Below are 23,361 nucleotides of genomic sequence, written 5' to 3'. Positions count from 1 at the left end.
GGGGTTGCGCAGCGCCCGCAAGGTTGCTGAGTCGGCTCCGTCTTCTGCTCTTTTCTCTGCGTCAGCGGCTGACGGTATCGTTGATCCGGACATGACTGCTGCAGCTGAAAACACCGAAGAGACCACCCCGGGAGCCGACTCACGTGCGGCCGAACTCCTCACCGGACTCAACCCGCGACAGCGCGAAGCCGTTGCCCACACCGGCTCACCGCTGCTCATCGTGGCGGGCGCCGGTTCCGGCAAGACGACCGTTCTGACCCGGCGCATCGCCTATGCCCTGGCGACCGGTCGGGCACATCCCGGTGAGATCCTGGCGATCACATTCACGAACAAGGCCGCCAAGGAGATGGTTGAGCGCGTACGTTCGATCGTCGGGCCCGCCTCACGAGCGATGTGGGTCTCCACCTTCCACTCCTCATGTGTGAGGATCCTCCGCCGTGAGGCGAAGGTGCTGGGCATGAAGTCCAACTTCACGATCTACGATGCCCAGGATGCTCAGCGACTCGTGTCCCAGATCCTCAAGGAACTCGGATTCGACACGAAGAAGTACACGCCGCGGTCAATGCTGCACCGGATCTCCAACCTCAAGAACGACCTGCAGACGCCCGATGACTTCGTGCCCAGGCCGAACAACCCCGCCGATGAAGTCCTCGCCGACGTGTTCAAGCGCTACACCACTCGCCTGCGCCTGGCCAACGCCTTCGACTTCGATGACCTCATCGCTGAGACCGTCCATCTCTTCGGCGCCTTCCCCGAGGTGGCCGACTTCTACCGCAGACGGTTCCAGCACATCCTCGTCGACGAGTACCAGGACACGAACCCGGCCCAGTATGCTCTCATCAAGTCTCTGGCCGGCGATGGTGCCGGCGGCTCCACCGGTGCTGAGCTGACTGTCGTCGGTGACGCAGATCAGTCGATCTACGCCTTCCGCGGGGCGACCGTGCGCAACATCGTGGAGTTCGAGAAGGACTTCCCCGAAGCGGAGACGATCCTGCTGGAGCAGAACTATCGCTCGACGCAGAACATCCTCGATGCCGCGAACGCTGTGATCGCGAACAATCAGGACCGCAAGGACAAGAAGCTGTGGACCTCGGAAGGCACGGGCGACTCGATTGTCGGCTGGGTGGCGGAGAACGAGCAGTCGGAGGCCCGCTTCATCGTCGATCGGGTTGACGAACTCATCGACAACGAGAAGTACACCTATGGTGACTTCGCCGTCTTCTACCGCACCAATGCTCAGTCCCGTGCCATCGAGGATGCTCTGGTGCGCACGGGCATCCCCTACAAGGTCGTCGGCGGGACCCGGTTCTATGAGCGCAAGGAGATCAAGGACGCCCTCGCGTATCTGCGCGTGCTGGCCAATCCGGATGACGATGTGAATCTGCGTCGCATCCTCAACGTCCCCAAGCGAGCCATCGGAGATCGCACCGAAGGCATCGTCGCAGACTTCGCCGATCGGGAGGGCATCAGCTTCTACACGGCGCTGGGACGTCTTGACGAGATCGTCCATCTGTCTGCCCGTGCGAAGACCTCCGTAGCGAAGTTCTACGAGCTCATGCGCGATCTTGCAGCCACCGCCGAGGCGGCTCCCCTCTCACGGGTCATCGAGGCGATTCTCGAGCAGAGCGGCTACCTCGAGTCGCTGCAGAAGAGCACGGACCCACAGGATGAGTCGCGGGTCGACAACCTCGCCGAGCTGGTGGCCGTGGCCGAGGACTTCGTCGCCACTCAGGCCCTCGCTGCAACGGGTGATGAAGCCGACGCTGAGACAGAGACAGGAACCGCGGCTGCTTCCGCAGCCGCGTCTGAGGCTGCTTCCGGTGGTGCTGAGTCCGAATCGGCTTTGAGCGAAGACGCCGAGGGCGAAGCCATGGCTGACGGTGGGAGCACCGAGGACGATGCGGATGCGCAGAGCTCCGAGACTCCTGCGTCCGGCAGTTCATCGATCGAGGCTTTCCTCGAACAGGTGGCGCTGGCCTCCGACACCGATCAGATTCCTGATGCCGAGCTCGGCCAGGTCACGCTCATGACATTGCACACGGCGAAGGGTCTCGAGTTCCCCGTCGTCTTCCTCACCGGACTCGAAGACGGTGGTTTCCCGCATGCCCGGTCCTTCGAGAACCCTCATGAGCTCTCTGAGGAGCGTCGTCTTGCCTATGTCGGCCTGACTCGGGCCCGGCAGCGACTGATCGTCACTCGCGCGGAGACTCGCAGCATGTGGGGACAGCCGCAGTACAATCCACCGAGCAGGTTCCTGTCCGAGATTCCGGAGGATCTCATCGAATGGGAGAACACCGGATCCTTCTCCTCCGGCATGGGAGGCGGACTCTCCTCAGGTGGCTATGGCGGGGGAAGCTATGGCGGCGGCTACAGTGGCTCTCGCAGCGGCGGTTTCGGTTCCTCACGGGGATCCGCACAAGGATCGAGCAGTTCATCACGCTCTCGGTCAGGTTCTGCCAACTCCTCGTCTCCTGTCGCCGGTTTCCCGAACCGGATCCGGCCCAATCGAGAGATCATCACCGTGTCGGTGGGCGAGAAGGTCTCACACGAGTCCTTCGGCCTCGGGACGGTGACAGAGGTCAACGGAGTCGGCGACAAAACGGTGGCCGTCGTGGACTTCGGCTCCTTGGGCACGAAGCGTCTGCTGCTGCGCTACGCGCCCATCGAGAAGCTCGGCTGAGATCCACCGACGGGCACAGAAAGAGGCGCCGAGGTGAAAGTACATTCACCTCGGCGCCTTCCCATGCCGGACGCGGCTATGGGTTAAAGATCATTCGCTGCCAAGATTCTCGTCGGCTCCGTCGCGACCCTGATCAATCTGGTCTTCGAACTTGCCGCCGGTCTTCTCATTGGCAAAGTCAGCAGCCTTATCCAGACCCTGATCGCTGAACTCTTCACCCTTTTCGCTATTCATGGCGTCCTTGGCTTTGTTTGTAAGATCGTCGAGTCCCATGCTGTCTCCTTTCGCTGGAAAAGGTTCTTGCGAACCTTCTGACACCATCCACCCTGCCACTGATACTGATCCGGTGAAACCGAACCCTCCCGTTTCTCAGGGAATGCACAAACTGACCGCTGAGGCACCGCCGGTAACTTCAACGCGTCTCCGGCACGATGAACGCCAAAGCCACGAGAACCAGTGCGAAAATCAGTCCAGTTGCGATGTCGACGCTCTTCGAACGGTTGGTCCAGACCTCGTCCCACGGCTCGGGCATCGCACGCACCATCGCAAGACCAGCGGGGACAATCGCCAAGACGATCGCGCCCAGACGGAAGTCAACGACAGTGCATGCGGCGGCGAGGAAGATGCCCAGCAGACAGGCCAGGAGAACCCAGTCGCGTGGGACGGGATTCGAATAGCGCCGTTTCCAATAGATCCAGCGCTTGGCGATCGGGCCCCGTCCACGCCTCGCATGGCGTGGATAGACCTTCGTCCTCTCAGTGGAAGAAATGGCGGCTCCCGGTCAGGTACATGGTGATCCCAGCCTTCTCGGCCGCTTCGACGACCTCATCATCGCGGATCGAGCCGCCCGGCTGCACAACCGCACTGATGCCTGCGTCGAGGAGGATCTGAAGCCCGTCGGCGAAAGGGAAGAAGGCGTCCGAGGCGGCCACGGCACCGGTCGCCTTCTCCGCCCCGGCACGTTCGACGGCCAGCTTCGCGGAATCGACTCGGTTGACCTGGCCCATTCCCACTCCGACGGAGGCGCCGTCCTTGGCCACGAGTATGGCATTGGACTTCACCGCACGGCAGGCCTTCCACGCGAATTCCAAGTCGGCCAGAACCTCAGCGGACGCGGCCGGGCCTGCGGCCAGTGTCCAGTTGTCCGAGGCATCGCCGTCAGCCTGGAACGCATCACGATCTTGAACGAGGAAACCGCCGGTGATCGGCTTGATCTCCGAGGGCGCAAAATCGACATCGCCGAGTTCGAGCAGGCGCAGGTTCTTCTTGCTCGACAGCAGCTCGAGTGCTTCGGCGGAGAACGACGGTGCGGCCAGGCATTCGGTGAAGATCGGCTTGATCGACGCGGCCAGTTCGACATCGACCTCACGGTTGGTCGCAATGACACCACCGTAGGCGGACAGGGAATCGCATTCGTGGGCCGCTTGGTGGGCGGCTGCAGCAGTGTCGGCCACGGCGATCCCACAGGGGTTGGCGTGTTTGACGATCGCCACCGCAGGACGGTCGAAGTCGAAGGCCGCGCGGATCGCCGCATCGGTGTCCGTGTAGTTGTTGTACGACATCGCCTTACCGCCCAGCAGCTTCGCACCGGCGATTCCGCGGGTACCGTCGGAATACACGGCCGCTGCCTGGTGGGGATTCTCGCCGTAGCGCAGATCGGTCAGCTTCTCCCCCGTCATCCCCGCGAAGGCCGGCTGGCCGGCGACCGTCGATGCATCATCGGCTCCGACGTCTTCGGTGCCCGATGCGAGCTCTGCGGCGAACCAGGAGGCCACAGCCGTGTCATAGGCAGCGGTGTGGGCAAACGCGCGAGCGGCGAATCCTCGCCTTGCCCCGAGGTCGAAGCCCTGGCCCTGGGCCGCTTCGATCACGGCGGGATAGTCGCCGGGATCGGTGATGACGGAGACGGTCGGATGGTTCTTCGCCGCTGCCCGCACCATGGACGGCCCGCCGATGTCGATCTGCTCCACGCAGTCGTCGAAGCCGGCTCCGCTGGCCACGGTATCGGCAAATGGGTAGAGGTTGACGATGACGAGGTCGAAGGGCTCGATCTCGAGCTCATCGAGCTGGCTCATATGATCCGGCTTGCGCGAATCGGCGAGGATGCCGGCGTGGACCCGCGGATGCAGGGTCTTGACCCTGCCTTCGAGGCATTCGGGGAACCCCGTCAGCTCTTCGACCTTCGTGACTGCAGCACCCGCCTCGGCGATCTTCGCTGCTGTCGAACCGGTGGACACAATCTGGACACCGGCGGCTTGAAGTCCGCGGGCCAGATCCTCCAATCCCGATTTGTCGTAAACGCTGACGAGCGCTCTCTTGATCGCGCGGGTTCCTGTCACAAGTCCTCCTTGAAGGCTCGATTGCCGATTCGTGCGGGTGGTGAGTGGGTCAGGCTGACGCCGCCGAGGTGGCATATCCGCTGACATGCCGTCCCTCGATGACGAGGTCATGGTGGGCGAGGTGGGCGAGGAGACGGACGAGTTCCGTCCTCTCCTGAGTTTTGATGCGTTCGTGGACCGTGTCTTCTGTGTCCGCGTCGCTGACGGGAACCGCGAATTGGGTGATGATCGGGCCTGTGTCGACCCCGGAGTCGACGAGGTGGATGGTGCCGCCGGTGATGCGCACACCGTGGGCGAGGGCGTCTCTGACACCGTGTGCGCCGGGAAACGCCGGCAGCAGGGCCGGGTGCGTGTTGATGATCCGGTTGTCGAAGGCTGCGATGAACGCGGGCCCGAGAATCCGCATGAATCCAGCCGAGATCACCCAGTCGGGTGAGAACCCTGCAACGTCATCGCGCAGGCGGAGGTTCCATTCCTCACGGTTCGCAAAGTCCTTGGGTCGTGCTACGAAGGTGGGGATCGAGTGCGCTTTCGCGCGGTCGAGAACTCCCGCGGTCTGGGAGTCGGAGCCGACCCCGACGATCTCGACCCCACGATCCGATTCAGCGAATGCGTCGATGACTGCCTGCGTGAGGGTACCCGAGCCGGATGCCAGAAGAACGATGCGCACGGACCCATTCTAACGTTTGAATCTTCGGCTGTCGGTCGTGGACCTCAAGAATGCGGACTCTGACTTCCGTCAAGGATTTTGTCAGTGGACTGTGACAAACTATCGGTGTGACGTCACCAAACAATACTGAAGAGAAAAGCGCGCCCACTCCAGAAGAGGAGAAGCAGGCCGCGCCCGCTCGCCATGGCCTGGTCCTGATCCTGCTGATCCTCGCCTCGGTCCTGACGTTCACGTACCCGCTGCCGTTCAAGGTCGCGGCGATCGCGTTCGCCATTGCCGCCGTCGTGTGGTCGATCCGCTACATCATCGCCGTGGTCAGGACGAAGCAGAAGCGCAACATGTCTCTGGGCATTCTGGGCGGACTGCTCGCCATCTACCTCATCTTCTCGACGATGTCGTCGGTCGTCCTCTGGCCCGTGCAGTCGAAGTATGAAGAGTGCGTGCGCGATGCCATCACCCAGCAGGCCCAGCTCTCGTGCACGACGGAGTATCAGACTGGTCTTGGCGATTGGTTCAAGCAGCTGACCGGCCAGGATCTGCCCGGCACGAACTGAGGCGTCTCGCGTCACACATGACCGGATCAGTCGTCGTCCGAAAAGTCGGCGCTTCGTTCGTCGGCGATTCGACCGTAGGGCTCTTCGTCCTCGTCGAACCCATCGTCGTCAGGGGAACTCGACCCGCTCTGCATGTCGGACAGCCGGGTCAGCACCAGCCCTCCGGTCATTCCCAACCCCAGCCAGGCGGTGATGACGACTGCAGATGTCAGCGCCGAGGGCCCGAATGCAGACAGCCCCACCGGCCCCATGGATCCTCGTGCGAAGACCGCAAGGATCTGGAGCACGACGAAGAGTTTGGCTGCCGCGACGCCGAGTCCGGTCCAGGACGCCGTCATCACCTGATGGGCACGATCGCGACCGATGATGACGCTGAGGACTCCGAGCAGGACCAGCAGCGCCGGCGCTGCGTTCGTCCACGCCGGGTAGTCGCCGACGAGCAGCTGGAGCACCGGAACGTGTGGGACCGGCCCGACCACAGCGTGAAACACCGAGCTCGGGTCCCCGGCTCCCACGTTCACACCCGTGCCTGCGATCCAGGACAGCGAGGCGAACAGGATCCCCGGCGCAAAGAGAATCTGAATGATCAGCAGGCCGACACCGGCAGACAACGGTGAGCTGTAGACCTGCAGTGATTCGGCAAGCTCGTCCCATCTCAGCACGATGCCCGTGGCGATGACGAGGGCGGAGAGGAACGCCGATCCCCACAGCAGCCTCTTGACCAGGTGTGCGCCGACTTCCCATGCATCGTCGTCAAGATCCTTCAGGCGCGGGATGTCGCCGAGACCGCGAACCCAAAGGTACCCGGCCGCCGAGGCGGACAGGAGCATGAGGGCCAGCCGGAGGAAGCCCAAGGGTGTCAGCGCCCCGTCCCCGAGCAGAAGTGTCAGCGTGACCAGCGGGCCGGCGTAGACGATGACGTACGTCGCCAACGCGGCGAGGATCGCCTTCCACCAGGATGCGCCGACGCTGTCGATGCCGTCGGCATCTGGTTCTGTGACACCAGCGACCAGGCGCTTGGCACCTGCGGCGAACAGGAGCCACACGCCCAGTGTGATCAGGCTCGGGGCCAGCGAGAAGTCGAAGCCCATCGTCGAGACGCTCAGGCCGTGGACGACGCCCCACAGGGCGAACGCCCACTCGGGGATGATCGCATACGGCAACTGTGAGCCGAGTCCGATGAGCCAGAAGACGGTGGCGATGACGAATGCCGCGGGGACGGTGATGAGGTCGATTCTCAGTACCTCCATCAGTCCCAGCAGAACAGGATGGCGGTGGGTGCGGGGGTGAGGAGAAGTGTGCATCACTCTCATTTTCGCTGACGCTGTGCCCGCTTCCTGGTATTGACCACGCGATTCTTAGCAGTGGGAAGTACAATTGCGCCAGGACACGCTTGTAGACACGAAGGATGCATCCAACGATGAGCAACGGGAACGACGAACCGAATCTCCCGCCACCTCCCAAGAACCCTCCCGATAACGACAGAACGGGATCCGGTGCGGAGACCTCGGCGGACAACACTGCTGATGAATCGGTGGATACAGGCAGCTCCGGCCCGCAGACGCCTGCCAGCGGATCCGAACAAGCTCCGTCCTACCACAACGATCAGGCCCCGCCGTTTCCGGCGAACGATCAGGCCGGCGGCAACCAGCCTCCTCCTGCGGGCCAGGACAATCAGCCCGAGGAGCACCAGCCGCCGCGCCCCGAGGTGCAGCAGGCCAACTCGAACCAGCCCCCGGGCTACAACGGCGGCCCCTACCCCGGCGGTCCCTACCAGGGCGGCCCGCAGCACAGCGGACCGCAGCAGCCTGGCCAGCCCCAGGGTGGAGGTCCCTACCCCGGCGGCCCCTACCAGTCGGCCCCCGCACAGAACGCGCCCGCTCAGCCCGGGCCGTACCAGACCGGTTCCGGCCCCAACGCCCAGCGAACGGGTTCGGGCCCAGGACAGGCGCAGGCGATCCCACAGCCGGCCCCGGCCCCCGGGTTCGCCGGGCCGGCGACGACCGCGACTCGTGCCGATGCCCGCCCCGACAAGAAGAAGAGCAGGATGCCTCTCTTCATCGCTCTGGGTTCGGTGGCCCTGGTGGTCATTCTGGTGGCCGTCGGATTCCTCGTCGTCAACACGGTCAATAAGAACAACTACGGCCCAGACAAGGTTGCCGAAGACTACGTGTCGGCCTTGAGCAAGGGCGACTTCGCGGCAGCCGAGAAGATCGCGCCCTCCCCTCGTCCGGAGGGAACGAACCTGGACCTCCTGTCGAAGGAATTCACCGAGCCCTCCTCGGCGAAGGTCGAGAATGCGAAGGTCGAGTCCTCGAAGGTCGATGACGACAAGGGCACCGTCATCGTCTCCTACGACCTCGACGGCACCAAGTACAACGTCGAGCTGCAGGCGAAGAAGGACGGCAGACAGGACCTGTTCTTCGACAAATGGTCGCTCACGGGCCCCGCGCTCAATGTGATCTCGCTGGATATCCCGGCCACGGACAGTCTCAGTGTCAACGGCAAGGACTACAAGGCGAAGGCAGGGACCACCTCCTTCGCTGTGTATCCGGGCAACTACGACTTCACGATCCCGAAGAGCAAATGGGTCAGTGAAGCCAAGGACACGGCAGCGGTGAATTTCCCGAAGGCCTTCGCCCCGGGCGATAAGCCCAGCGATGAGGAAGTGTCTCCGATGACGCTCAATCTTGACCTCGCACCCACGAGCGCCTTCCAGAAGGAAGTTCAGAAACAGGTCGAGAAGGAGCTCAAGAAGTGCTTCGACAACAAGGACATCAAGCCCAAGTGCAAGTTCATCAAGTTCGACCCGACGGAGATCCCGGTCGGCGGCTCGGATGAGAAGCTGGCCGATCTGGCCAAGAAGGACACCGCCAAATGGGAGATGAAGGACATGCCCAATGTGAAGGCGGACTTCGGCGCCGGTGACACGAACACCGGTTCCTTCTTCACCGAGGATCCGGGCAAGTTCGATTTCACCGTGCAGGGTAAGAAGTCCGGTTCGTCCTACTTCTCCAACGGCAACACCCTGTCGGTCTCGGGCAGTGTGAAGATCGACGGAGACAAGCTGTCGGTCGAGTTCTTCGACTTCTGAGTCGAGTCGTCGGCGACGGCAGTCGCTGACCTCGCCGAGGTGGCCCCACCAGAGTGAGACAGTGCAGACAGGGAGGGCCTGGGTTCAGCTGAACCCAGGCCCTCCTTGCGTCGCTGACCTCAGTTCATCGCGGCCCGCTGTGGTGCCGACACTCCGGAAACCTGTTCGAACCAGGATCCGGCAGCCATCACGAGTTCATCGGCGAACCGTCGCCCCGAGAGCTGTGCGCCGATGGTCCGACCGTCCTTCGTGTAGCCGGCCAGGACGGTCCCTGCCGGCTGTTCTGACATGTTGTAGGGCATGGTGAAGCCGATGTGGCCCATCGGTTCGTCGACCTTCGGGTAGGGCATTGGCTGTTCCGCCGGAAACGCCGCGTCGGGTGAGACCGGCGAGATGACCAGGTCGTAGGCTGCTGTGGCCGCGACGCTGCGACGTCGGATCTCCTGCACGCTGTGGTAGCACTCCATGAGCCGCACCCCCGTGACGTCGGCGCCGCCCTGAGCCCATTGCTGGATGTAGGGCAGGATGAGGGCCTGTTCCTCGACGGGCAGGGCGCGCAGGTCACTCCACGAACGCACCCGCCAGAACAGGTCCATATCGGTCAGCAGCCCATCGTCGATGAAGGGGTCGAGCGTGTCGACCACGGCCCCGGCGCGTGCGAAACGCTCGGCAGCCTCGGCGATGGCCGATGCGATCTCCGGGGTGACGGGCTCTCCGCATCCTGCCTCGAGCTGGAGCCCGATCCGCAGCCCCTTCGGGTCGAAGTCGCCGATGGCGGCCGGCCCTTCTGCGGCAGATCGGGGAAGGCGGGAGTAGTCACGGTCGTCGGGGGCGGAGATGATGTCCATCGCCGTCTTGACGTCACCCATGGTCCGCGCCAGGGGCCCTGCGCAGCGGCCCATATACGGCGCGTCGAGCGGGACCCGGCCGAAGCTGGGTTTGAGCCCGGCCAGTCCCAACCAGGTGCAGGGCAGGCGGATCGATCCGCCGATGTCGGAGCCGATGTGGATGGGACCGTACCCGGCAGCGGCGGCGGCTCCTGCACCGGCACTCGAGCCGCCGGTGGTCAGGGACGGGTCCAGGGGCGAGCGGGTGATGCCGTGCAGGGAGGACACGCCGGAGGAGAGCATGCCCCAGTCGGGCATCGTCGTCGATCCGACGATGACGGCGCCGGCTTCTTCGAGGCGTTGCGTGATCGGGGCGTCGTGCCTCGACACGGGCTCCTCGACCCAGGCGTGGCCGCTGGGCATCGGCACTCCCCTGCGTGCGACGTTCTCCTTGATCGTGACCGGGACTCCGTCGAGGGGTCCCAAGGCTCGGCCCTCACTCCAGCGGGCGGCGCTGGCTTCGGCCGCGGTACGTGAGCGGGCGTCGTCTCGGTGGTGGAGAGCGTTGATGACGGGTTCGCATTCGTCCATCCTGTCCACGACCGCGGTGAGGACCTCGAGCGGGTCGAAGGTCCCGGACTCGTAGCCGCTGGTCATGGCTATTGCTGTGTGGTCGGCAAGCGTGGTGTCGCTCATCTGCCGTCCTTTCTTCTCGTGCGTCTGACGAGGCTGTGGCGTCGTTTCGGGCTCAGGTTGCTGTGGCGAGCGCTCCGGCCAGGCTGGGGGTGGCCGCGATGAGGCTGCGGGTGTAGTCCTCGCGAGGGTTGGCATAGATGTCCTCGGTCGACCCGGATTCCACGATGCGGCCGTCCTTCATCACGATCACATCGGAGCACAGGTGTTTGACCACGCCGAGGTCGTGGGAGACGAAGAGCAGGGTCAGTGCATAGTCGTCGACGAGGTCGGTGAGCAGGTTGAGGACCTGGGCGCGCACGGACACGTCGAGGGCGGAGACGGGTTCATCGGCGACGAGGATCTGCGGTCGGGTCACCAGTGCTCGAGCGATCGAGATCCGTTGTCGCTGTCCGCCGGAGAACTGGTGTGGGTAGCGCCGCATGGCCGTGGTGTCGAGATCGACCGCCAGCAGCATCTCCTCCACCCTGGCCAGTCGTTCGTCCCTGGCCATGCCGCGGGCGACGAGTGGTTCTGAGACGATGTCCTCGACACGCATCCGTGGGTCGAGGGAGGCGAAGGGGTCCTGGAAGACGATCTGGAGATCCTCGCGCAGGGATCGCAGCGCCGCCGAGCTCGCCGACTCCACCCGAACGTCGCCGACCCTGACCCGGCCCGAGGTCGGTCGGTCGAGTCCGGAGAGGATGGTGAGCAGGGTCGATTTGCCCGAACCCGACTCCCCCACGATGCCGAGGCGCTGCCCTGCAGCGACGCTGAAGCTGACGTCATCGAGTGCGCGAACCGGAGATCGGCGACGCAGCAGCAGTCCGCGTGAGCGGAAGTGCTTCGAGACTCCGCTGACGTCGATGAGAGGTGCGGATGTGTCTGTACTCGGACTCTCCCCCGCCGAGGCGGTCGTCGGCTCGTCCGCGTCGGTCGGTCCTGCCGTGTTGGCTGTCGCAGCAGCGTCGGTCGGGCCCGCTGCGTCGGTCGGGCCCGCGTATGACAGTGCTGTCTTGAGGGTGTAGAGCTTTCCGCGTGCATCGGTGGCTTCGAGGTCAGAGGAGGCCAGCAGCCCGCGCGTGTATTCGTGCTGGGGGTCGGTGAAGATCTGCGCCACGCTGCCGGTCTCGACGATACGGCCCGCGTACATGACGATGACTCGGTCACAGACTCCGGCGACGACGGCCAGGTCGTGGGTGATGAACAGCAGTCCCGCCTGCACCGCGGCGACGCGTTCGGCGATGAGGTCGAGCATGTGCTTCTGCACCGTCACATCGAGTGCAGTGGTCGGCTCGTCACAGATGAGCAGCCGCGGCGAGTTCGCCAGGGCGATCGCCAACATCACCCGCTGCCGTTGGCCTCCTGACATCTGGTGCGGGTACGCGTACCGGGCACTGGCCGGATCGGGCATGTGCACGCTGGTCAGCAGGTCCAGGACCCGCCCGGGAATGTCCCCGCGGCGGACCTCTGCGTGGATGCGCAGCACCTCGGCGATCTGGTCACCGATGCGCATCAGCGGGTTGAGCGCGCTCATCGGCTCCTGGAAGACCATCGACACCAGGTCCGAGCGCATGCGCGCCAGCGTCTTCTCCTTGGCTGCCAGAACATTGCCGTCGAAGCCCTGCAACGACACACTTCCTTCGGCTGCCAGCTCTTCTGGCAGCAGTCCCATCACGGATTGTGCCGTCAGTGACTTCCCCGAACCCGATTCACCGATGAGTCCGACCCTCTCCCCGGGCGCCAGGCTCAGTGACACGTCCTGGAGAACCGGTGCCTGCGCGCCGGCTGGGGTGATGGTGAGGTCACGGACCTCGAGCAGGTTCTCATCCATTGCCGCGGGCCTCCATCTTCGGGTCGAATCGGTCTCGGAGGCCATCGCCCAAGAGGTTGAAGCCGAGCACGGCGATGGCGATGAACAGCCCTGGCCACAGCGCGAGCCCGGGCTGGGTGGACAGGAACTGCTGGGACTCCTGCAGCATCCGTCCCCAGGAGGGAACCGGGGCCTGTGTGCCCAGTCCCAAGAAGGACAGACCCGCCTCGGCGAGGACGGAGATCGCGAACGCCACGGAGGCCTGCACGATGACCATGCTCGCGATATTCGGCAGCACGTGGACGATGGCGATCGCCGGGACGCTGCGGTTCGAGGCCTTGGCCGCACGCACGTATTCGGAGCCGAGCACCTGCATCGTTCCCGAACGGGCGACGCGGGCGAATCCGGGGATCGCGGCGATTCCCACGGCCACCATGGCCGGTCCGGTCCCCGGCTGATAGACGGCGGCGAAGACGATCGCCAGCAGCAGCGCGGGGAAGGCGAGCAGGATATCGTTGGCGCGCATGATCACCGCGCCCAGCCACGCGCCCCATGGGTACTGTGCGAAGACTGCGGCGACGATGCCGATGGGGGTGCCGATGAGCACGGCGATGCCGACGGCCACGATGCCGACCATGAGGGTGATCCGGGCCCCGTACATGATCCAGGTCAGGGTGTCGCGTCCGAATCTGTCCGTGCCGAACAGGTGCTCGGGGCTCGAGGGCTGCAGCCGTGCGACCGGGTCGACTGCGCTGGGACCGTATGGGGTCCAGATGAAGGACACGAGCGCGAGAGCGACGATGAGGAAGATGAGGCCGCCGCCGATGATCATCGAGGAATTGAGTCTCAGCTTCCTGCGCCTGCGCCGCTCCACGGAGGTCTCCCCCGCCGAGGTGGTGCTCGGGTTCTCGCTCATGACGCTTTCCTGATCCGTGGGTCGACGATGGGGTAGAGCACGTCGACGATGAAGTTGATGACGAGCACGAGGAGGACGAGGACCATGACGATGCCCTGGACCGTGACCAGGTCACGGTTGGCCACGGCGCGCACGAGTTCGGACCCGATGCCGGGGATGACGAAGATCTGTTCGATGATGACGGCGCCGACGAGGAGCGTCGCGAGCTGGACGCCGGCCACGGTGATGACGGGGATCGCCGCGTTGCGCAGTCCGTGGACGAACAGAGCCTTGGTCCGGGTCAGGCCCTTGGCTCGGGCCGTGCGGATGTAGTCCTCGCGCATCACGTCGAGGACGGCCGACCTCACGTACCGGGTGAGGATCGCGGCCTGGACGAGTGCCAGCGAGACGACGGGCAGCACCAGGCGGATGAGGAATCCGCCCAGTCCTTCGACCGGGGCCATCCACCCCTGGGAGGGGAACCAGCCGAGTGTCAGGGAGAAGACGATGACGAGGATGATGGCGGCGAGGAAGTTCGGGACGGCGATGCCGATCTGGCTCAGCGCGGAGATCGTCACTCCGATCCAGTTGCGCTGTTCGAGGGCGGCGAAGGTGCCCAGCGGGACGGCGATGACGATCGCCAGGATGATCGCGGCGATGACGAGGATGCCGGTGACCTGGACGCTGCCGAGGATGACCGGGGTGATCCGCGCTCCGGTCACGTACGAGGTCCCGAAGTCCCCTGTCAGCATCCCGCCGACCCAGTCGAAGTATCGGATCAGCGGCGGCTGATCGAGTCCGTACTGGGCTTCCAGCGCCGCCACCGCCTCAGGAGTGGCGTTCGTTCCCAGCGCGACCTGTGCGGCGTTGCCGGGCAGGATGCTCATGAGTGCGAAGACCACCACCGAGGCGACGAGCAGTGCCAAGACGAACTGGATCGCACGGTTGGCCACATAGCTGATCATGGAGGAGAGTACTTCAGTTCCAGCTCAAGTCCGCGATCCGGAACGCGTCGGAGACCCTGTTGGCTGGGATTCCGGCGACGTCGGATTTCGCGATGACGAGGTTCGGGAACAGGAACAGGAAGTCTGCGGCGGCATCTTCGGTGATCGTCCTCGCGATCTTCTTCATGCCGGAGATGTATTCCTCTTCCGTGCCGGTATCGGCCTTCTCCGCGATCTTCTTGATCTTCGAGTCGTCGTAGCCGATGTAATAGTCGTTCGAGAACACGGTGAGGATGTCACGAGGCTCGGCATGGTTGATCACCGACATGTCGAAGTCGTGCTTCGTGAAGGTCTTGTCCAACCAGACTGCGGGGAACTCCTGCGTCTCGATGTTCGCCTCGAGTCCGACCTCTTTGAGTTGGGCGGACACGATCTCGGAGATCGCCTTGGCATAGGGCAGGTTCGGCACTGTGAAGGCGAACTCCTCCCCCTCGATGCCGGCTTCCCTGATCAGGTCCTTGGCCTTCTGCGGGTCGTAGTCCCAGACTTCCGTCAGATCCTCGTAGTACGGGTCCGTCGGCGGAACCATCGAGCCGATGAGTTCGCCGTATCCGGCCCATGCGGTGTCGAGGACTGCCTTGCGGTCGATGGCATGCATGACCGCCGCCCGCGCCTTCGTATCCTTGAAGATGCCCTTCGCGTTGTTCATCGACAGCACGACCTCTCCGTTCGTGGTGCCGGAGATGATCTGGTAGTCGTCGCTCTGGAACTCTCCGGCCAGTTCAGGGGCCTGGAGGTTGGAGACGACGTCGATCTCTCCCGATTTCAGAGCGTTCGAGGCCGAGACCGCGTCTTGGAAGTACTTGAACTGAACGTTCTTGACCGCTGGGGTCTCGCCCCAGTAATCGTCCCGGGCAACGAAGTCGATCGACTGTCCGCGAGTGAATTTCTCGATGGAGAAGGGCCCGGTGCCGATGGCCTCGTTGGCCAGGTCATCGGTGCCTTCGGTGTCGAAGACCGCTCCGACGAGGCTGGTCATATTGAACAGCCAGGTGTTCGAGGGCTTTTTGAGCGAGATCTCCACGGTGAGATCATCAGGGGTTTCGATCGAGTCGACGATGTCCATCTTGGACTTCAGCGCGTTCTTCCACTCATTCTGCACCCGTTCATAGGAGAATTTCACGTCCTCGCTCGTCAGGTCGGCGCCATTGGAGAACTTCACGCCCTCCTGCAGATGGAAGGTGTAGGTCTTGCGATCCTCGGACACGTCCCAGTCCTCGGCCAGGCTCGGTTGGATCTCGCCCTCACCGTCGACGCGGACGAGGGATTCGTAGACGTTTTCCATCAGCGCCTCTGGAATCGCGATTCCCGAGGTGGAGGTGAAGTCGAGATTGACCGGTTCAGCGGTGAACGCGATCGTCATCGAATCCTTCTTCGCCTGCTCTTCGGAGTCCGAGGCCCCCGCCGAGCACCCTGCCAGCAACAGGCTCGAGGCAACCACTGCTGCCATCCACGAACTGACACGCGGAGTCTTCATCGCTCTCCCAAATTCACGAACCCACATCGGCTCACTCGTCTTCTCTGACCGGACACCGTACAGACGCTGACCGGCCTCGCCAGTTTAGCGGAAGTTCTCACCAGTTGAAGCGTCGGTGCTCATATCGTGGGGAAGAACCAACGGAGAGAGCCCGGAACCTGTCCGGGGCTCGAAGAGCAGGTCTCAGAGCCCCGACTGTGCGGCGAGGGCTGCGGCCAGCTTGTCGAAGGCGATCTTGCGGTGTGAACGGGAGTTCTTCTCCTCCGGTGTCATCTGCGCTGCACTGATGTCACCGCCGTCGGGGATGAAGATCGGGTCGTAGCCGAACCCGTGGTCTCCCGATGGGTTCGCGGCCAGGCGTCCCGGCATGACGCCTTCGGCGGAGAACTCGCGGCCGTCTGGGGTGACTGCGGCGGCAGCACAGCGGAACTGTGCCCCGCGGTGCTCGCTCGAAATGTCGGAGAGCTGGGCCAGCAGCAGCTCGAGGTTCGCCTGATCGTCTCCGTGTCGGCCCGCCCACCTGGCGGAGAAGATCCCCGGCGCACCGCCGAGCACGTCCACGGCGATCCCCGAATCATCGGCGATGGAGGTGCGGCCGGTGGCCTGCGCTGCGGCGCGAGCCTTGATCAGCGCGTTCTCCGCGAAGGTGACCCCGGTTTCCGGGATGTCGCCCAGGCCCGCCTCGGCGGCGGTCATGACGTGGATGTCCTCCCCCAGCGCGGGGAGGAGGATCGCTGCGAGTTCGCGCCTCTTCCCCTCGTTGTGGGTGGCCAGGACGAAGGTGGTCATTTGTCCAGGACCTCGGTCTGGATGCGGGTGAGGTCGGTGCAGCCCTTGGCCGCGAGGTCGAGCAGGTGGCCCAGCTCCGCACGATCGAAGGGTGCGCCTTCGGCTGTGCCCTGGACCTCGACGAATGCTCCGCTGCCGGTCATGACGACGTTCATGTCGGTTTCGGCACTCGAGTCTTCGACGTAGGGCAGGTCGAGGACCGGTTCGCCGTCGACGATGCCGACGCTGATGGCCGCGATCGAATCCTTGATCGGGTTGTTCGCTGCGGGGATGATGCCGGTCGAGCGGCCCTTGTCGATCGCATCGGCCAGAGCCACATAGGCGCCCGTGATCGATGCAGTGCGAGTGCCGCCGTCGGCCTGGAGGACGTCGCAGTCGAGGACGAGGGTGTTCTCGCTGAGCTTCTCGAGGTCGATGACGGCACGCAGGCTGCGACCGATGAGGCGGGAGATCTCATGTGTGCGTCCGCCGAGTTTGCCCTTGACGGACTCGCGGGTGTTGCGAGAGTCGGTGGCCCGCGGCAGCATCGCGTATTCGGCGGTGACCCAGCCGCGGCCCTGACCCTTGAGCCAGCGCGGTACGCCCGCGGTCAATGAGGCCGCGACCAGGACGCGGGTGTTGCCGAATTCCACCAGGGCGGATCCTTCGGCGGTGTTGATCCAGTTGCGGGTGATTGTGACTTCGCGGAGTTCATCGACGAGTCGTCCGTCTGCGCGCACTGTGTGCCTCTTTCGGTTGTCGGTTCTGGAGGCAGTCATACGCTCCAGCTGTTGCCTGGTTTGGCCAGTTCGATGGGCCCCCTGTATTCGCGGGCGGCTTCGCCGCGGACGATGGAGCAGTCCGTCCAGGAGGGAATGTGGGTGAGGACGAGGGACTTGGAGTCTGCCGCCTGGGCCACGCGCCCGGCGCGTTTGCCGGTGAGGTGGATGCCGCGAGCACTGTCGCGGTCTTCTTGGAAGGCTGCTTCGCAGAGGAACAGGTCTGCCCCGCGTGCTGCCGCGATGAGGTTGTCGCATTCGTCGCTGTCACCGGAGTAGGTGATCACTGCCCCCTTGTCGTCTGTGATCCGCAGGGCGTAGGCCTCGACCGGATGGTCGACGAGGAAGGATTCGACCCGCAGACTTCCGATCTGGTGGCTGATTCCGTGGTCGAGGTCGGCGAAGTCGAAGGCATGACTGAGGTCGGTGTCGTTTCCGCTGGCGGCGACTGGGGACTTTCCGGGGGCCGTGTAGTAGGCCCGGGTCAGCCGTTCTTGGGCGCCGGCCGGGGCGAAGACGCTCGTCCTGGTGCGAATCGACCCGGTGTCGGAGATGTTGCCGTTGAAGAACTTCGGGTCATAGCAGTGCTTGACGTACAGACCGGTCATGTCCATGCAGTGGTCGGGATGCAGATGACTGAGCACGACCGCGGTCAGCCCATCCGTGTCGACGGCGCGCTGCAGCGGGGACAGTGCCCCGGATCCGAGGTCGAGCACGATGCGTGTCGGTGACTCCTCATCGGTTTCGATGAGATAGCAGCTGGCTGCGGAATTGGGTCCGGGGAAGGAACCGGCGGTGCCGATGGCAGTGAGTTTCATGTGTCGTCGTCCCCCGGCAGTTCGCTGAGCAAGGTTGTGGTGAGCCTGTCCTGAATCCAAGTCAGGAAGTCGTACAGGGTCAGTGTGAGCTCTTCGGACTCCTCGAGTTCGTCTCGGTGAGCGTATTTCGCTTCCTGGGAATCCTCGGTGTCGATGCCCATGCGCACGGCCAGGACCAGGCGCAGGTCGTTGAGCCCTTTCATCCACGCCAGGACCTCATCGTGGCTCAAAGCGATCGAAGGGCCCTTGGCGAGTCCGTTGAGGACGATTCGCACATTGTGGGCCTTCGCCTGCTGGAGATCGAATTCGGTGAGACGCCGGAACTCCTGTGAACGCTCCTCGTCGAGGGGGTCGACGTCGGGAAACAGGCGCAGCAGGGCCGGGTCCTGGGGTCGTGGCCGTTCGACCAGCCCGAGACGTGCTTCCCAGTTCTCCGAATCGGGGCGTCCGTCGTTGTCGTCGTCTTCTGCCAGCAGTGCCGCCAGGTCGGTAAAGACGGTGAGCATGAGGGATCGTTCGTTGTCCTCGAGTCTGAGGACGACCTCGTCCCCACTCGCGTCGATGGCTGCCATGTGTCAGTCAGATCCTGTTTCCGGTTGGCACGCGGCCCACAGGCCGTATTCGTGCATGGCTTGGGTGTCCCTCTCCATGGCTTCGCGGCCGCCCGTGGCAACGACGGAGCGGCCGTTCTCATGGACTTCGAGCATCAGCGAGTGAGCCTTCTCGGTCGAATACCCGAAGTAGGCCTGGAAGACGTAGCTGACGTAGCTCATGAGATTGACGGGGTCGTTGAAGACGACGGTTTTCCATGGCTTTGCCTGTTCTGTCGCCGGTCGAATGTCGACCTCCGGCTCCAGAACTGGAGTCGTTGGATTGCTCACGTTTCCACCTTACGGCAGAACACTGACGCTGTCGTGACGTAGTATCGCGCCTATGAGTGATCTCACACGGACCGGATCGACGGCTTTTTACACGGATCAATACGAATTGACAATGGTCCAGGCGGCGCTGGAATCGGGTGCCGCTCACCGTAGGAGCCTGTTCGAAGTCTTCGGTCGCAGCCTGCCCGCCGGTCGCCGCTACGGAGTTGTCGCCGGCACCGGCCGCATCCTCGAGATGCTCAGGGATTTCCGCTTCGGCGATGAGGAGCTCTCGTTCCTCAGCCGTGAGCAGATCGTCGATTCGAGAACCATTGACTGGTTGGCCGACTACTCCTTCTCCGGCAGCATCCGAGGATATGCGGAGGGCGAGATCTACTTTCCCGGCTCCCCGCTGATGACGATCGAGTCCACCTTCGCGGAAGGGGTCATCCTCGAAACGCTCATCCTCTCGGCGATGAACTACGACAGTGCGGTTGCCTCGGCGGCCTCGCGCATGGCCCAGGCTGCAGGAGATCGACCCTGCGCGGAGATGGGTGGCCGCCGCACCAACGAACATGCCGCTGTCGCCGCCGCCAGGGCCGCTGTCATCGGCGGGTTCGCCTCGACGTCGAACCTCGCCGCCGGATTCAAGTATGGCCTGCCCACGATCGGCACCTCCGCTCATTCCTTCACGCTGCTCCACGATTCGGAGCAGGAGGCCTTCGCCGCCCAGCTCAGATCTTTGGGCACCGACACGACTCTGCTCCTGGACACCTATGACGTCGAAGAGGCCTTGGCGACGGCTATCCGTTTGGCTGGTGAGAATCTGGGTGGGGTGCGCATCGACTCGGGGGACCTCATCGAACAGGCCAGCGAGGTCCGGGCCGGCCTCGACCGTCTCGGCGCTCATGACACCAACATCACGGTCACCAGTGACCTCGACGAATATGCGATCGCTGCTCTCGCCGCCTCCCCCGTGGATTCCTACGGTGTCGGAACGCGAGTGGTCACCGGCTCGGGTGCTCCGGCCGCCGGGCTGGTATACAAGCTTGTGGCCCGTGCCGACGAGTCGGGGGCCTGGACCTCGGTGGCGAAGAACTCCACCGGCAAACCCTCACGTGGCGGTCACAAGGACGCCTTGCGCCTCATCGACGGTGCGATCGCGGTCGAAGAGGCCGTCGGCATCCCGACTCTGCCCGGGGATCTCGGCGATGGTCGTTCGCTGACCGTTGACCTCGTGGTCGATGGTGAGATCGACGAATCGTATATCGGTGCCGACGGCGTCACGAAGGCCTGTGCCCGGCACGACGAGTCCCTGGCCGAGCTGCCTCGTTCAGCCAGGCGCATGCAGGACGGCGAACCGGCTATCCCCACAGTGTTCTATCCGATGTGAGGGTGTTCTCTGCGATGTGAGGACGGTTTACCGGCAGGGACCGGCCTCACTTCTTGCCGACGAACCAGCCTTGGAGCTTCTTGATCCGCGCCTGGATCTGTTCTCTGGTCGCCTGCGCCACAGCCGGTCCTCCGCACGCTTTGCGCAACTCGACGTGGACAGTCTTGTGCGGTGTCCCCGTTCGACGTGACCATGCGCCGACGAGGCTCTGGAGCTGGTTGCGCTCCTCCTTCATCGCGCGGTGGTCCAGTTCGCTGGGCTGCGCTTCCGGCTCGGGCGGTGCCGCAGCGGTCTTCCGCTTCGCCTGACGGGCCTGTTGGGTCCGCAGCAACTCGTGGACCTGTTCGGGTTCGAGCAGGCCGGGAATGCCGATGAAGTCGAGTTCGTCCTCGGAGCCGATCGCTCCGCCGGTGCCGAACTCGCCGCCGTCGAAGAGCACCCGGTCGAAGAGCGCCTCGGCGCCGAGTGCTTCGAAGGAGCCAAGCTGGTCAGATGCCCCTTCCTCGCGGTTCGCCTGTTCCATGGCCTGTTCGTCGAAGACGACGACATCGTTCTCGTCCTCATTCTTCGGTCGGTCGAGGGCGTGATCACGTTCGACTTCCATCGTGTTCGCCAGAGCCATGAGGATCGGGACGGAGGGCAGGAACACCGAGGCGGTCTCACCTCGTTTGCGTGCGCGGACGAAGCGCCCGATTGCCTGGGCGAAGAACAGCGGGGTCGCCGATGACGTCGCGTAGACGCCGACGCACAGTCGTGGCACGTCAACGCCTTCGGAGACCATGCGGACGGCAACCATCCACCGGTCGGTGGAGTTCTGGAACTGCTCGATCCGCGCCGAGGCTCCCGCTTCGTCGGAGAGCACCACCGTGGGTGCCTCACCAGTGAGTTCGCGCAGCACCTTGGCGTAGGCGCGTGCGTTGTCCTGGTCCGTGGCGATGACGAGCCCGCCGGCGTCGTGCACAGTCCGCCTCACCTCCGTCAGGCGCAGATCGGCGGCCTTGAGCACTGCCGGGATCCAGTCGCCGGCAGGGTCGAGTGCCGTCCGCCATGCCTGAGCATTGATGTCCTTCGTCGTCTCTTCCCCGAGCACGTGCGACATCTCGTCGCCGGCTCTGGTCCGCCAGGACATGGCGCCGGCATAGGCGAGGAACAAGACCGGACGGACGACTGAATCCTTCAGCGCACGTCCGTACCCATAGGAGTAGTCCGCCACCGAGGTGCGAATGCCGTTCTCGTCGGGGGCATAGGTGACGAACGGGATCGGTGAGGTATCCGATCGGAAGGGAGTGCCGGTCAGGGAGAGTCTGCGTACTGCAGGACCGAAGGCCTCCCGGACAGCATCGCCCCAGGACAATGCGTCTCCTCCGTGATGGACCTCGTCGAGGATGACGAGAGTACGGCCTGCTGCGGTGCGGTTGTGGTGGAGCACCGGTTTGGCGGCCACCTGCGCGTAGGTGATGGCCACACCGTGGTAGCCGGGGGCGTGTTTGCCCTGAGCGTTCTTGAACTGGGGGTCGAGTTTGATGCCCACGCGTGAGGCCGAGTCGGCCCATTGCACCTTGAGATGTTCTGTGGGTGCAACGACGGTGACTCTGTTGACGACTCGTTGCGCCAACAGTTCGGCGGCGACTCGCAGTGCGAATGTCGTCTTGCCTGCGCCCGGTGTCGCGACTGCGAGAAAGTCCTTCGGCTGATCCCGAAAATACTGTTCCAGAGCCTCAGCCTGCCAGGCGCGCAACTTTCCGGCCGTTCCCCAAGCGGCACGCTCGGGAAAGGCCGGTGGCAGCTGTTCGGCAGCGGAGGTCCCTGGGAGACGTTCCGCGGCCATTTACTCCTTGGGTCCTTCAGACATCGTTGAGTAGATCTCTTTGCACCGCGGGCACACAGGGAACCTCTCGGGGTCTCTGGTGGGCACCCACACCTTTCCGCACAGGGCGATCAGCGGTGTGCCCGTGACCATGGATTCCATGATCTTGTCTTTGGGTGCGTAGTGGCTGAAACGTTCGTGGTCTCCGGGTTCAACACGTTGTTCGGACTGCTCACGCTCGATTGTTGCTGAACCACCTGATGCTGGATAGGTCATGGCTCCATTGTAGTTCCCTAGAATGAGTGCCATGGACAGAACTCACGAGGATTCCCTCACAGAACGCTATCGCGAACTCAGCGACGATATTGCTGCGGCCGTGGCTTTGGTCTCAGCCAAACGGGGCAATGCCCTTCACGCGATCACCGTCGACTCGTTCCTCGATGTGTCCTATGATCCGCCGACCATGGCGGTCAGCATCTACGGCGGATCACGGATGATGGAGACGCTGGAGACGAGCGACCATTACGCCATCTCTGTGCTCAACTCCTCACAGCGAGACATCTCCGAGCGGCTGGGCGCGCCCGGCCAACCGCTCTACGGTGCGCTCAAAGGCATCGACACCTTCCCCGCTCCCCATTCGGGCCAGCCTGTGCTCACGGACGCGATCGCCTGGTTCGAGCTGCGGACAACGGAGATCCTCGAAGTGGCTACTCACAGCCTCGTCGTCGGAGAGGTGGTGTCTCTGGGGGCCGGCGCCGACAGCAATAGAAGCAAACCATTGCTGCGGTGGCGCAAGGCCTACGGAACCATCGGCCCGCGCTGATCGGAGCTTGCGGATGAATGTCGGCGGGCCCCCCCAAATACCCCGCCCCGGGTTAGGGGGTCGGGGAAAAGGAGGGCCCCCCGGCGGC

The 23,361-nt window shown here is 64.0% G+C and carries 21 protein-coding genes; 5 read left to right on the top strand and 16 right to left on the bottom strand.

The genetic code is table 11. From position 1 onward, the window contains the following. The first annotated feature begins 91 nt into the window (after positions 1-91). Positions 92-2,680, top strand: a complete 2,589-nt coding sequence (locus L0G76_RS05295) for a UvrD-helicase domain-containing protein (RefSeq protein WP_304356277.1) — start codon at positions 92-94, stop codon at positions 2,678-2,680. A 90-nt stretch (positions 2,681-2,770) separates the two neighbouring features. Here L0G76_RS05295 and L0G76_RS05290 read toward each other — a convergent pair whose 3' ends face one another. From L0G76_RS05290 to purN, 3 genes are all read right to left on the bottom strand, one after another. Next, positions 2,771-2,953 (bottom strand): antitoxin, encoded by a 183-nt coding sequence (locus L0G76_RS05290; RefSeq protein WP_304356276.1) that lies wholly within the window; start codon positions 2,951-2,953, stop codon positions 2,771-2,773. Between the two features lie 482 nt (positions 2,954-3,435). Further along, positions 3,436-5,019, bottom strand: a complete 1,584-nt coding sequence (purH, locus tag L0G76_RS05285) for a bifunctional phosphoribosylaminoimidazolecarboxamide formyltransferase/IMP cyclohydrolase (RefSeq protein WP_304356275.1) — start codon at positions 5,017-5,019, stop codon at positions 3,436-3,438. A gap of 49 nt (positions 5,020-5,068) precedes the next feature. Then, a complete protein-coding gene (gene purN, locus L0G76_RS05280) occupies positions 5,069-5,689 on the bottom strand; it encodes a phosphoribosylglycinamide formyltransferase (RefSeq protein ID WP_304356274.1) in 621 nt (206 codons plus the stop codon). A 107-nt stretch (positions 5,690-5,796) separates the two neighbouring features. On the opposite strand from purN, the gene L0G76_RS05275 reads away from it, so the two are divergent. Next, entirely contained in the window at positions 5,797-6,243 is a 447-nt protein-coding gene (locus tag L0G76_RS05275; RefSeq protein ID WP_304356273.1) for a hypothetical protein, read from the top strand. 26 nt (positions 6,244-6,269) lie between these two features. On the opposite strand, the gene L0G76_RS05270 is transcribed toward L0G76_RS05275, so the two are convergent. Continuing rightward, positions 6,270-7,547, bottom strand: coding sequence for a cell division protein PerM (locus L0G76_RS05270; protein WP_304356272.1), 1,278 nt, complete (start codon positions 7,545-7,547; stop codon positions 6,270-6,272). A gap of 116 nt (positions 7,548-7,663) precedes the next feature. Between L0G76_RS05270 and L0G76_RS05265 the strand changes: the two genes are divergently transcribed. After that, positions 7,664-9,337 carry a hypothetical protein gene (locus L0G76_RS05265; protein WP_304356271.1) on the top strand — a complete coding sequence of 558 codons (1,674 nt, stop codon included), beginning with the start codon at positions 7,664-7,666 and terminating at the stop codon, positions 9,335-9,337. A 119-nt stretch (positions 9,338-9,456) separates the two neighbouring features. On the opposite strand, the gene L0G76_RS05260 is transcribed toward L0G76_RS05265, so the two are convergent. The 10 genes from L0G76_RS05260 to clpS form a co-directional block, all read right to left on the bottom strand. Next, on the bottom strand, positions 9,457-10,860 hold the full coding sequence (locus tag L0G76_RS05260; protein WP_304356270.1) for an amidase: 1,404 nt from the start codon (positions 10,858-10,860) through the stop codon (positions 9,457-9,459). Between the two features lie 52 nt (positions 10,861-10,912). Further along, positions 10,913-12,670 carry a dipeptide ABC transporter ATP-binding protein gene (locus L0G76_RS05255; protein WP_304356269.1) on the bottom strand — a complete coding sequence of 586 codons (1,758 nt, stop codon included), beginning with the start codon at positions 12,668-12,670 and terminating at the stop codon, positions 10,913-10,915. After that, positions 12,663-13,565: an ABC transporter permease gene (locus L0G76_RS05250; RefSeq protein WP_304356268.1), complete on the bottom strand. Its 903-nt coding sequence runs from the start codon at positions 13,563-13,565 to the stop codon at positions 12,663-12,665. Before L0G76_RS05250 ends, L0G76_RS05255 begins: the two co-directional genes overlap by 8 nt. Continuing rightward, a complete protein-coding gene (locus tag L0G76_RS05245; RefSeq protein WP_304356267.1) occupies positions 13,562-14,509 on the bottom strand; it encodes an ABC transporter permease in 948 nt (315 codons plus the stop codon). Before L0G76_RS05245 ends, L0G76_RS05250 begins: the two co-directional genes overlap by 4 nt. Positions 14,510-14,522: 13 nt before the next feature. Then, entirely contained in the window at positions 14,523-16,025 is a 1,503-nt protein-coding gene (locus L0G76_RS05240) for an ABC transporter substrate-binding protein (protein WP_304356266.1), read from the bottom strand. Positions 16,026-16,208: 183 nt separating this feature from the next. Beyond that, a complete protein-coding gene (gene rdgB, locus L0G76_RS05235) occupies positions 16,209-16,814 on the bottom strand; it encodes an RdgB/HAM1 family non-canonical purine NTP pyrophosphatase (protein WP_304356265.1) in 606 nt (201 codons plus the stop codon). Next, a complete protein-coding gene (gene rph / locus L0G76_RS05230; protein WP_304356264.1) occupies positions 16,811-17,572 on the bottom strand; it encodes a ribonuclease PH in 762 nt (253 codons plus the stop codon). Before rph ends, rdgB begins: the two co-directional genes overlap by 4 nt. Next, a complete protein-coding gene (locus L0G76_RS05225) occupies positions 17,569-18,390 on the bottom strand; it encodes an MBL fold metallo-hydrolase (RefSeq protein WP_304356263.1) in 822 nt (273 codons plus the stop codon). The genes rph and L0G76_RS05225 overlap by 4 nt, the downstream gene beginning before the upstream one ends. Continuing rightward, positions 18,387-18,962, bottom strand: coding sequence for a DUF2017 family protein (locus tag L0G76_RS05220; RefSeq protein WP_304356262.1), 576 nt, complete (start codon positions 18,960-18,962; stop codon positions 18,387-18,389). The genes L0G76_RS05225 and L0G76_RS05220 overlap by 4 nt, the downstream gene beginning before the upstream one ends. 3 nt (positions 18,963-18,965) lie before the next feature. Beyond that, positions 18,966-19,271, bottom strand: coding sequence for an ATP-dependent Clp protease adapter ClpS (gene clpS / locus L0G76_RS05215; protein ID WP_092102880.1), 306 nt, complete (start codon positions 19,269-19,271; stop codon positions 18,966-18,968). Positions 19,272-19,323: 52 nt separating this feature from the next. On the opposite strand from clpS, the gene L0G76_RS05210 reads away from it, so the two are divergent. Further along, positions 19,324-20,643 (top strand): nicotinate phosphoribosyltransferase, encoded by a 1,320-nt coding sequence (locus L0G76_RS05210; RefSeq protein WP_304356261.1) that lies wholly within the window; start codon positions 19,324-19,326, stop codon positions 20,641-20,643. A 46-nt stretch (positions 20,644-20,689) separates the two neighbouring features. On the opposite strand, the gene L0G76_RS05205 is transcribed toward L0G76_RS05210, so the two are convergent. Then, positions 20,690-22,471 (bottom strand): DEAD/DEAH box helicase, encoded by a 1,782-nt coding sequence (locus tag L0G76_RS05205; protein WP_304356260.1) that lies wholly within the window; start codon positions 22,469-22,471, stop codon positions 20,690-20,692. Beyond that, the gene (locus L0G76_RS05200; protein ID WP_092102889.1) at positions 22,472-22,726 is read right to left on the bottom strand and encodes a DUF3039 domain-containing protein; all 255 of its coding nucleotides are present in this window, start codon (positions 22,724-22,726) and stop codon (positions 22,472-22,474) included. It lies immediately after the preceding gene. 31 nt (positions 22,727-22,757) lie between these two features. Between L0G76_RS05200 and L0G76_RS05195 the strand changes: the two genes are divergently transcribed. After that, positions 22,758-23,273, top strand: a complete 516-nt coding sequence (locus tag L0G76_RS05195) for a flavin reductase family protein (protein ID WP_304356259.1) — start codon at positions 22,758-22,760, stop codon at positions 23,271-23,273. Positions 23,274-23,361: the final 88 nt, after the last annotated feature.

The sequence above is a fragment of the Brevibacterium picturae genome (assembly GCF_030453725.1).
Lineage (GTDB): Bacteria > Actinomycetota > Actinomycetes > Actinomycetales > Brevibacteriaceae > Brevibacterium > Brevibacterium sandarakinum_A.
Note: the sequence above shows the minus strand (reverse complement) of the source record. Positions and strands in the feature narration are given on the sequence as shown.

Excerpts from the sequence above, each read along its gene's own strand:
- L0G76_RS05295 (WP_304356277.1), top strand. The coding sequence starts at position 92 with ATGACTGCTGCAGCTGAAAACACCGAAGAGACCACCCCGGGAGCCGAC.
- L0G76_RS05290 (WP_304356276.1), bottom strand. The coding sequence starts at position 2,953 with ATGGGACTCGACGATCTTACAAACAAAGCCAAGGACGCCATGAATAGC.
- L0G76_RS05270 (WP_304356272.1), bottom strand. The coding sequence starts at position 7,547 with ATGCACACTTCTCCTCACCCCCGCACCCACCGCCATCCTGTTCTGCTG.
- L0G76_RS05265 (WP_304356271.1), top strand. The coding sequence starts at position 7,664 with ATGAGCAACGGGAACGACGAACCGAATCTCCCGCCACCTCCCAAGAAC.
- L0G76_RS05260 (WP_304356270.1), bottom strand. The coding sequence starts at position 10,860 with ATGAGCGACACCACGCTTGCCGACCACACAGCAATAGCCATGACCAGC.
- L0G76_RS05255 (WP_304356269.1), bottom strand. The coding sequence starts at position 12,670 with ATGGATGAGAACCTGCTCGAGGTCCGTGACCTCACCATCACCCCAGCC.
- L0G76_RS05250 (WP_304356268.1), bottom strand. The coding sequence starts at position 13,565 with ATGAGCGAGAACCCGAGCACCACCTCGGCGGGGGAGACCTCCGTGGAG.
- L0G76_RS05245 (WP_304356267.1), bottom strand. The coding sequence starts at position 14,509 with ATGATCAGCTATGTGGCCAACCGTGCGATCCAGTTCGTCTTGGCACTG.
- L0G76_RS05240 (WP_304356266.1), bottom strand. The coding sequence starts at position 16,025 with ATGAAGACTCCGCGTGTCAGTTCGTGGATGGCAGCAGTGGTTGCCTCG.
- rdgB (WP_304356265.1), bottom strand. The coding sequence starts at position 16,814 with ATGACCACCTTCGTCCTGGCCACCCACAACGAGGGGAAGAGGCGCGAA.
- rph (WP_304356264.1), bottom strand. The coding sequence starts at position 17,572 with ATGACTGCCTCCAGAACCGACAACCGAAAGAGGCACACAGTGCGCGCA.
- L0G76_RS05225 (WP_304356263.1), bottom strand. The coding sequence starts at position 18,390 with ATGAAACTCACTGCCATCGGCACCGCCGGTTCCTTCCCCGGACCCAAT.
- L0G76_RS05220 (WP_304356262.1), bottom strand. The coding sequence starts at position 18,962 with ATGGCAGCCATCGACGCGAGTGGGGACGAGGTCGTCCTCAGACTCGAG.
- L0G76_RS05210 (WP_304356261.1), top strand. The coding sequence starts at position 19,324 with ATGAGTGATCTCACACGGACCGGATCGACGGCTTTTTACACGGATCAA.
- L0G76_RS05205 (WP_304356260.1), bottom strand. The coding sequence starts at position 22,471 with ATGGCCGCGGAACGTCTCCCAGGGACCTCCGCTGCCGAACAGCTGCCA.
- L0G76_RS05200 (WP_092102889.1), bottom strand. The coding sequence starts at position 22,726 with ATGACCTATCCAGCATCAGGTGGTTCAGCAACAATCGAGCGTGAGCAG.
- L0G76_RS05195 (WP_304356259.1), top strand. The coding sequence starts at position 22,758 with ATGGACAGAACTCACGAGGATTCCCTCACAGAACGCTATCGCGAACTC.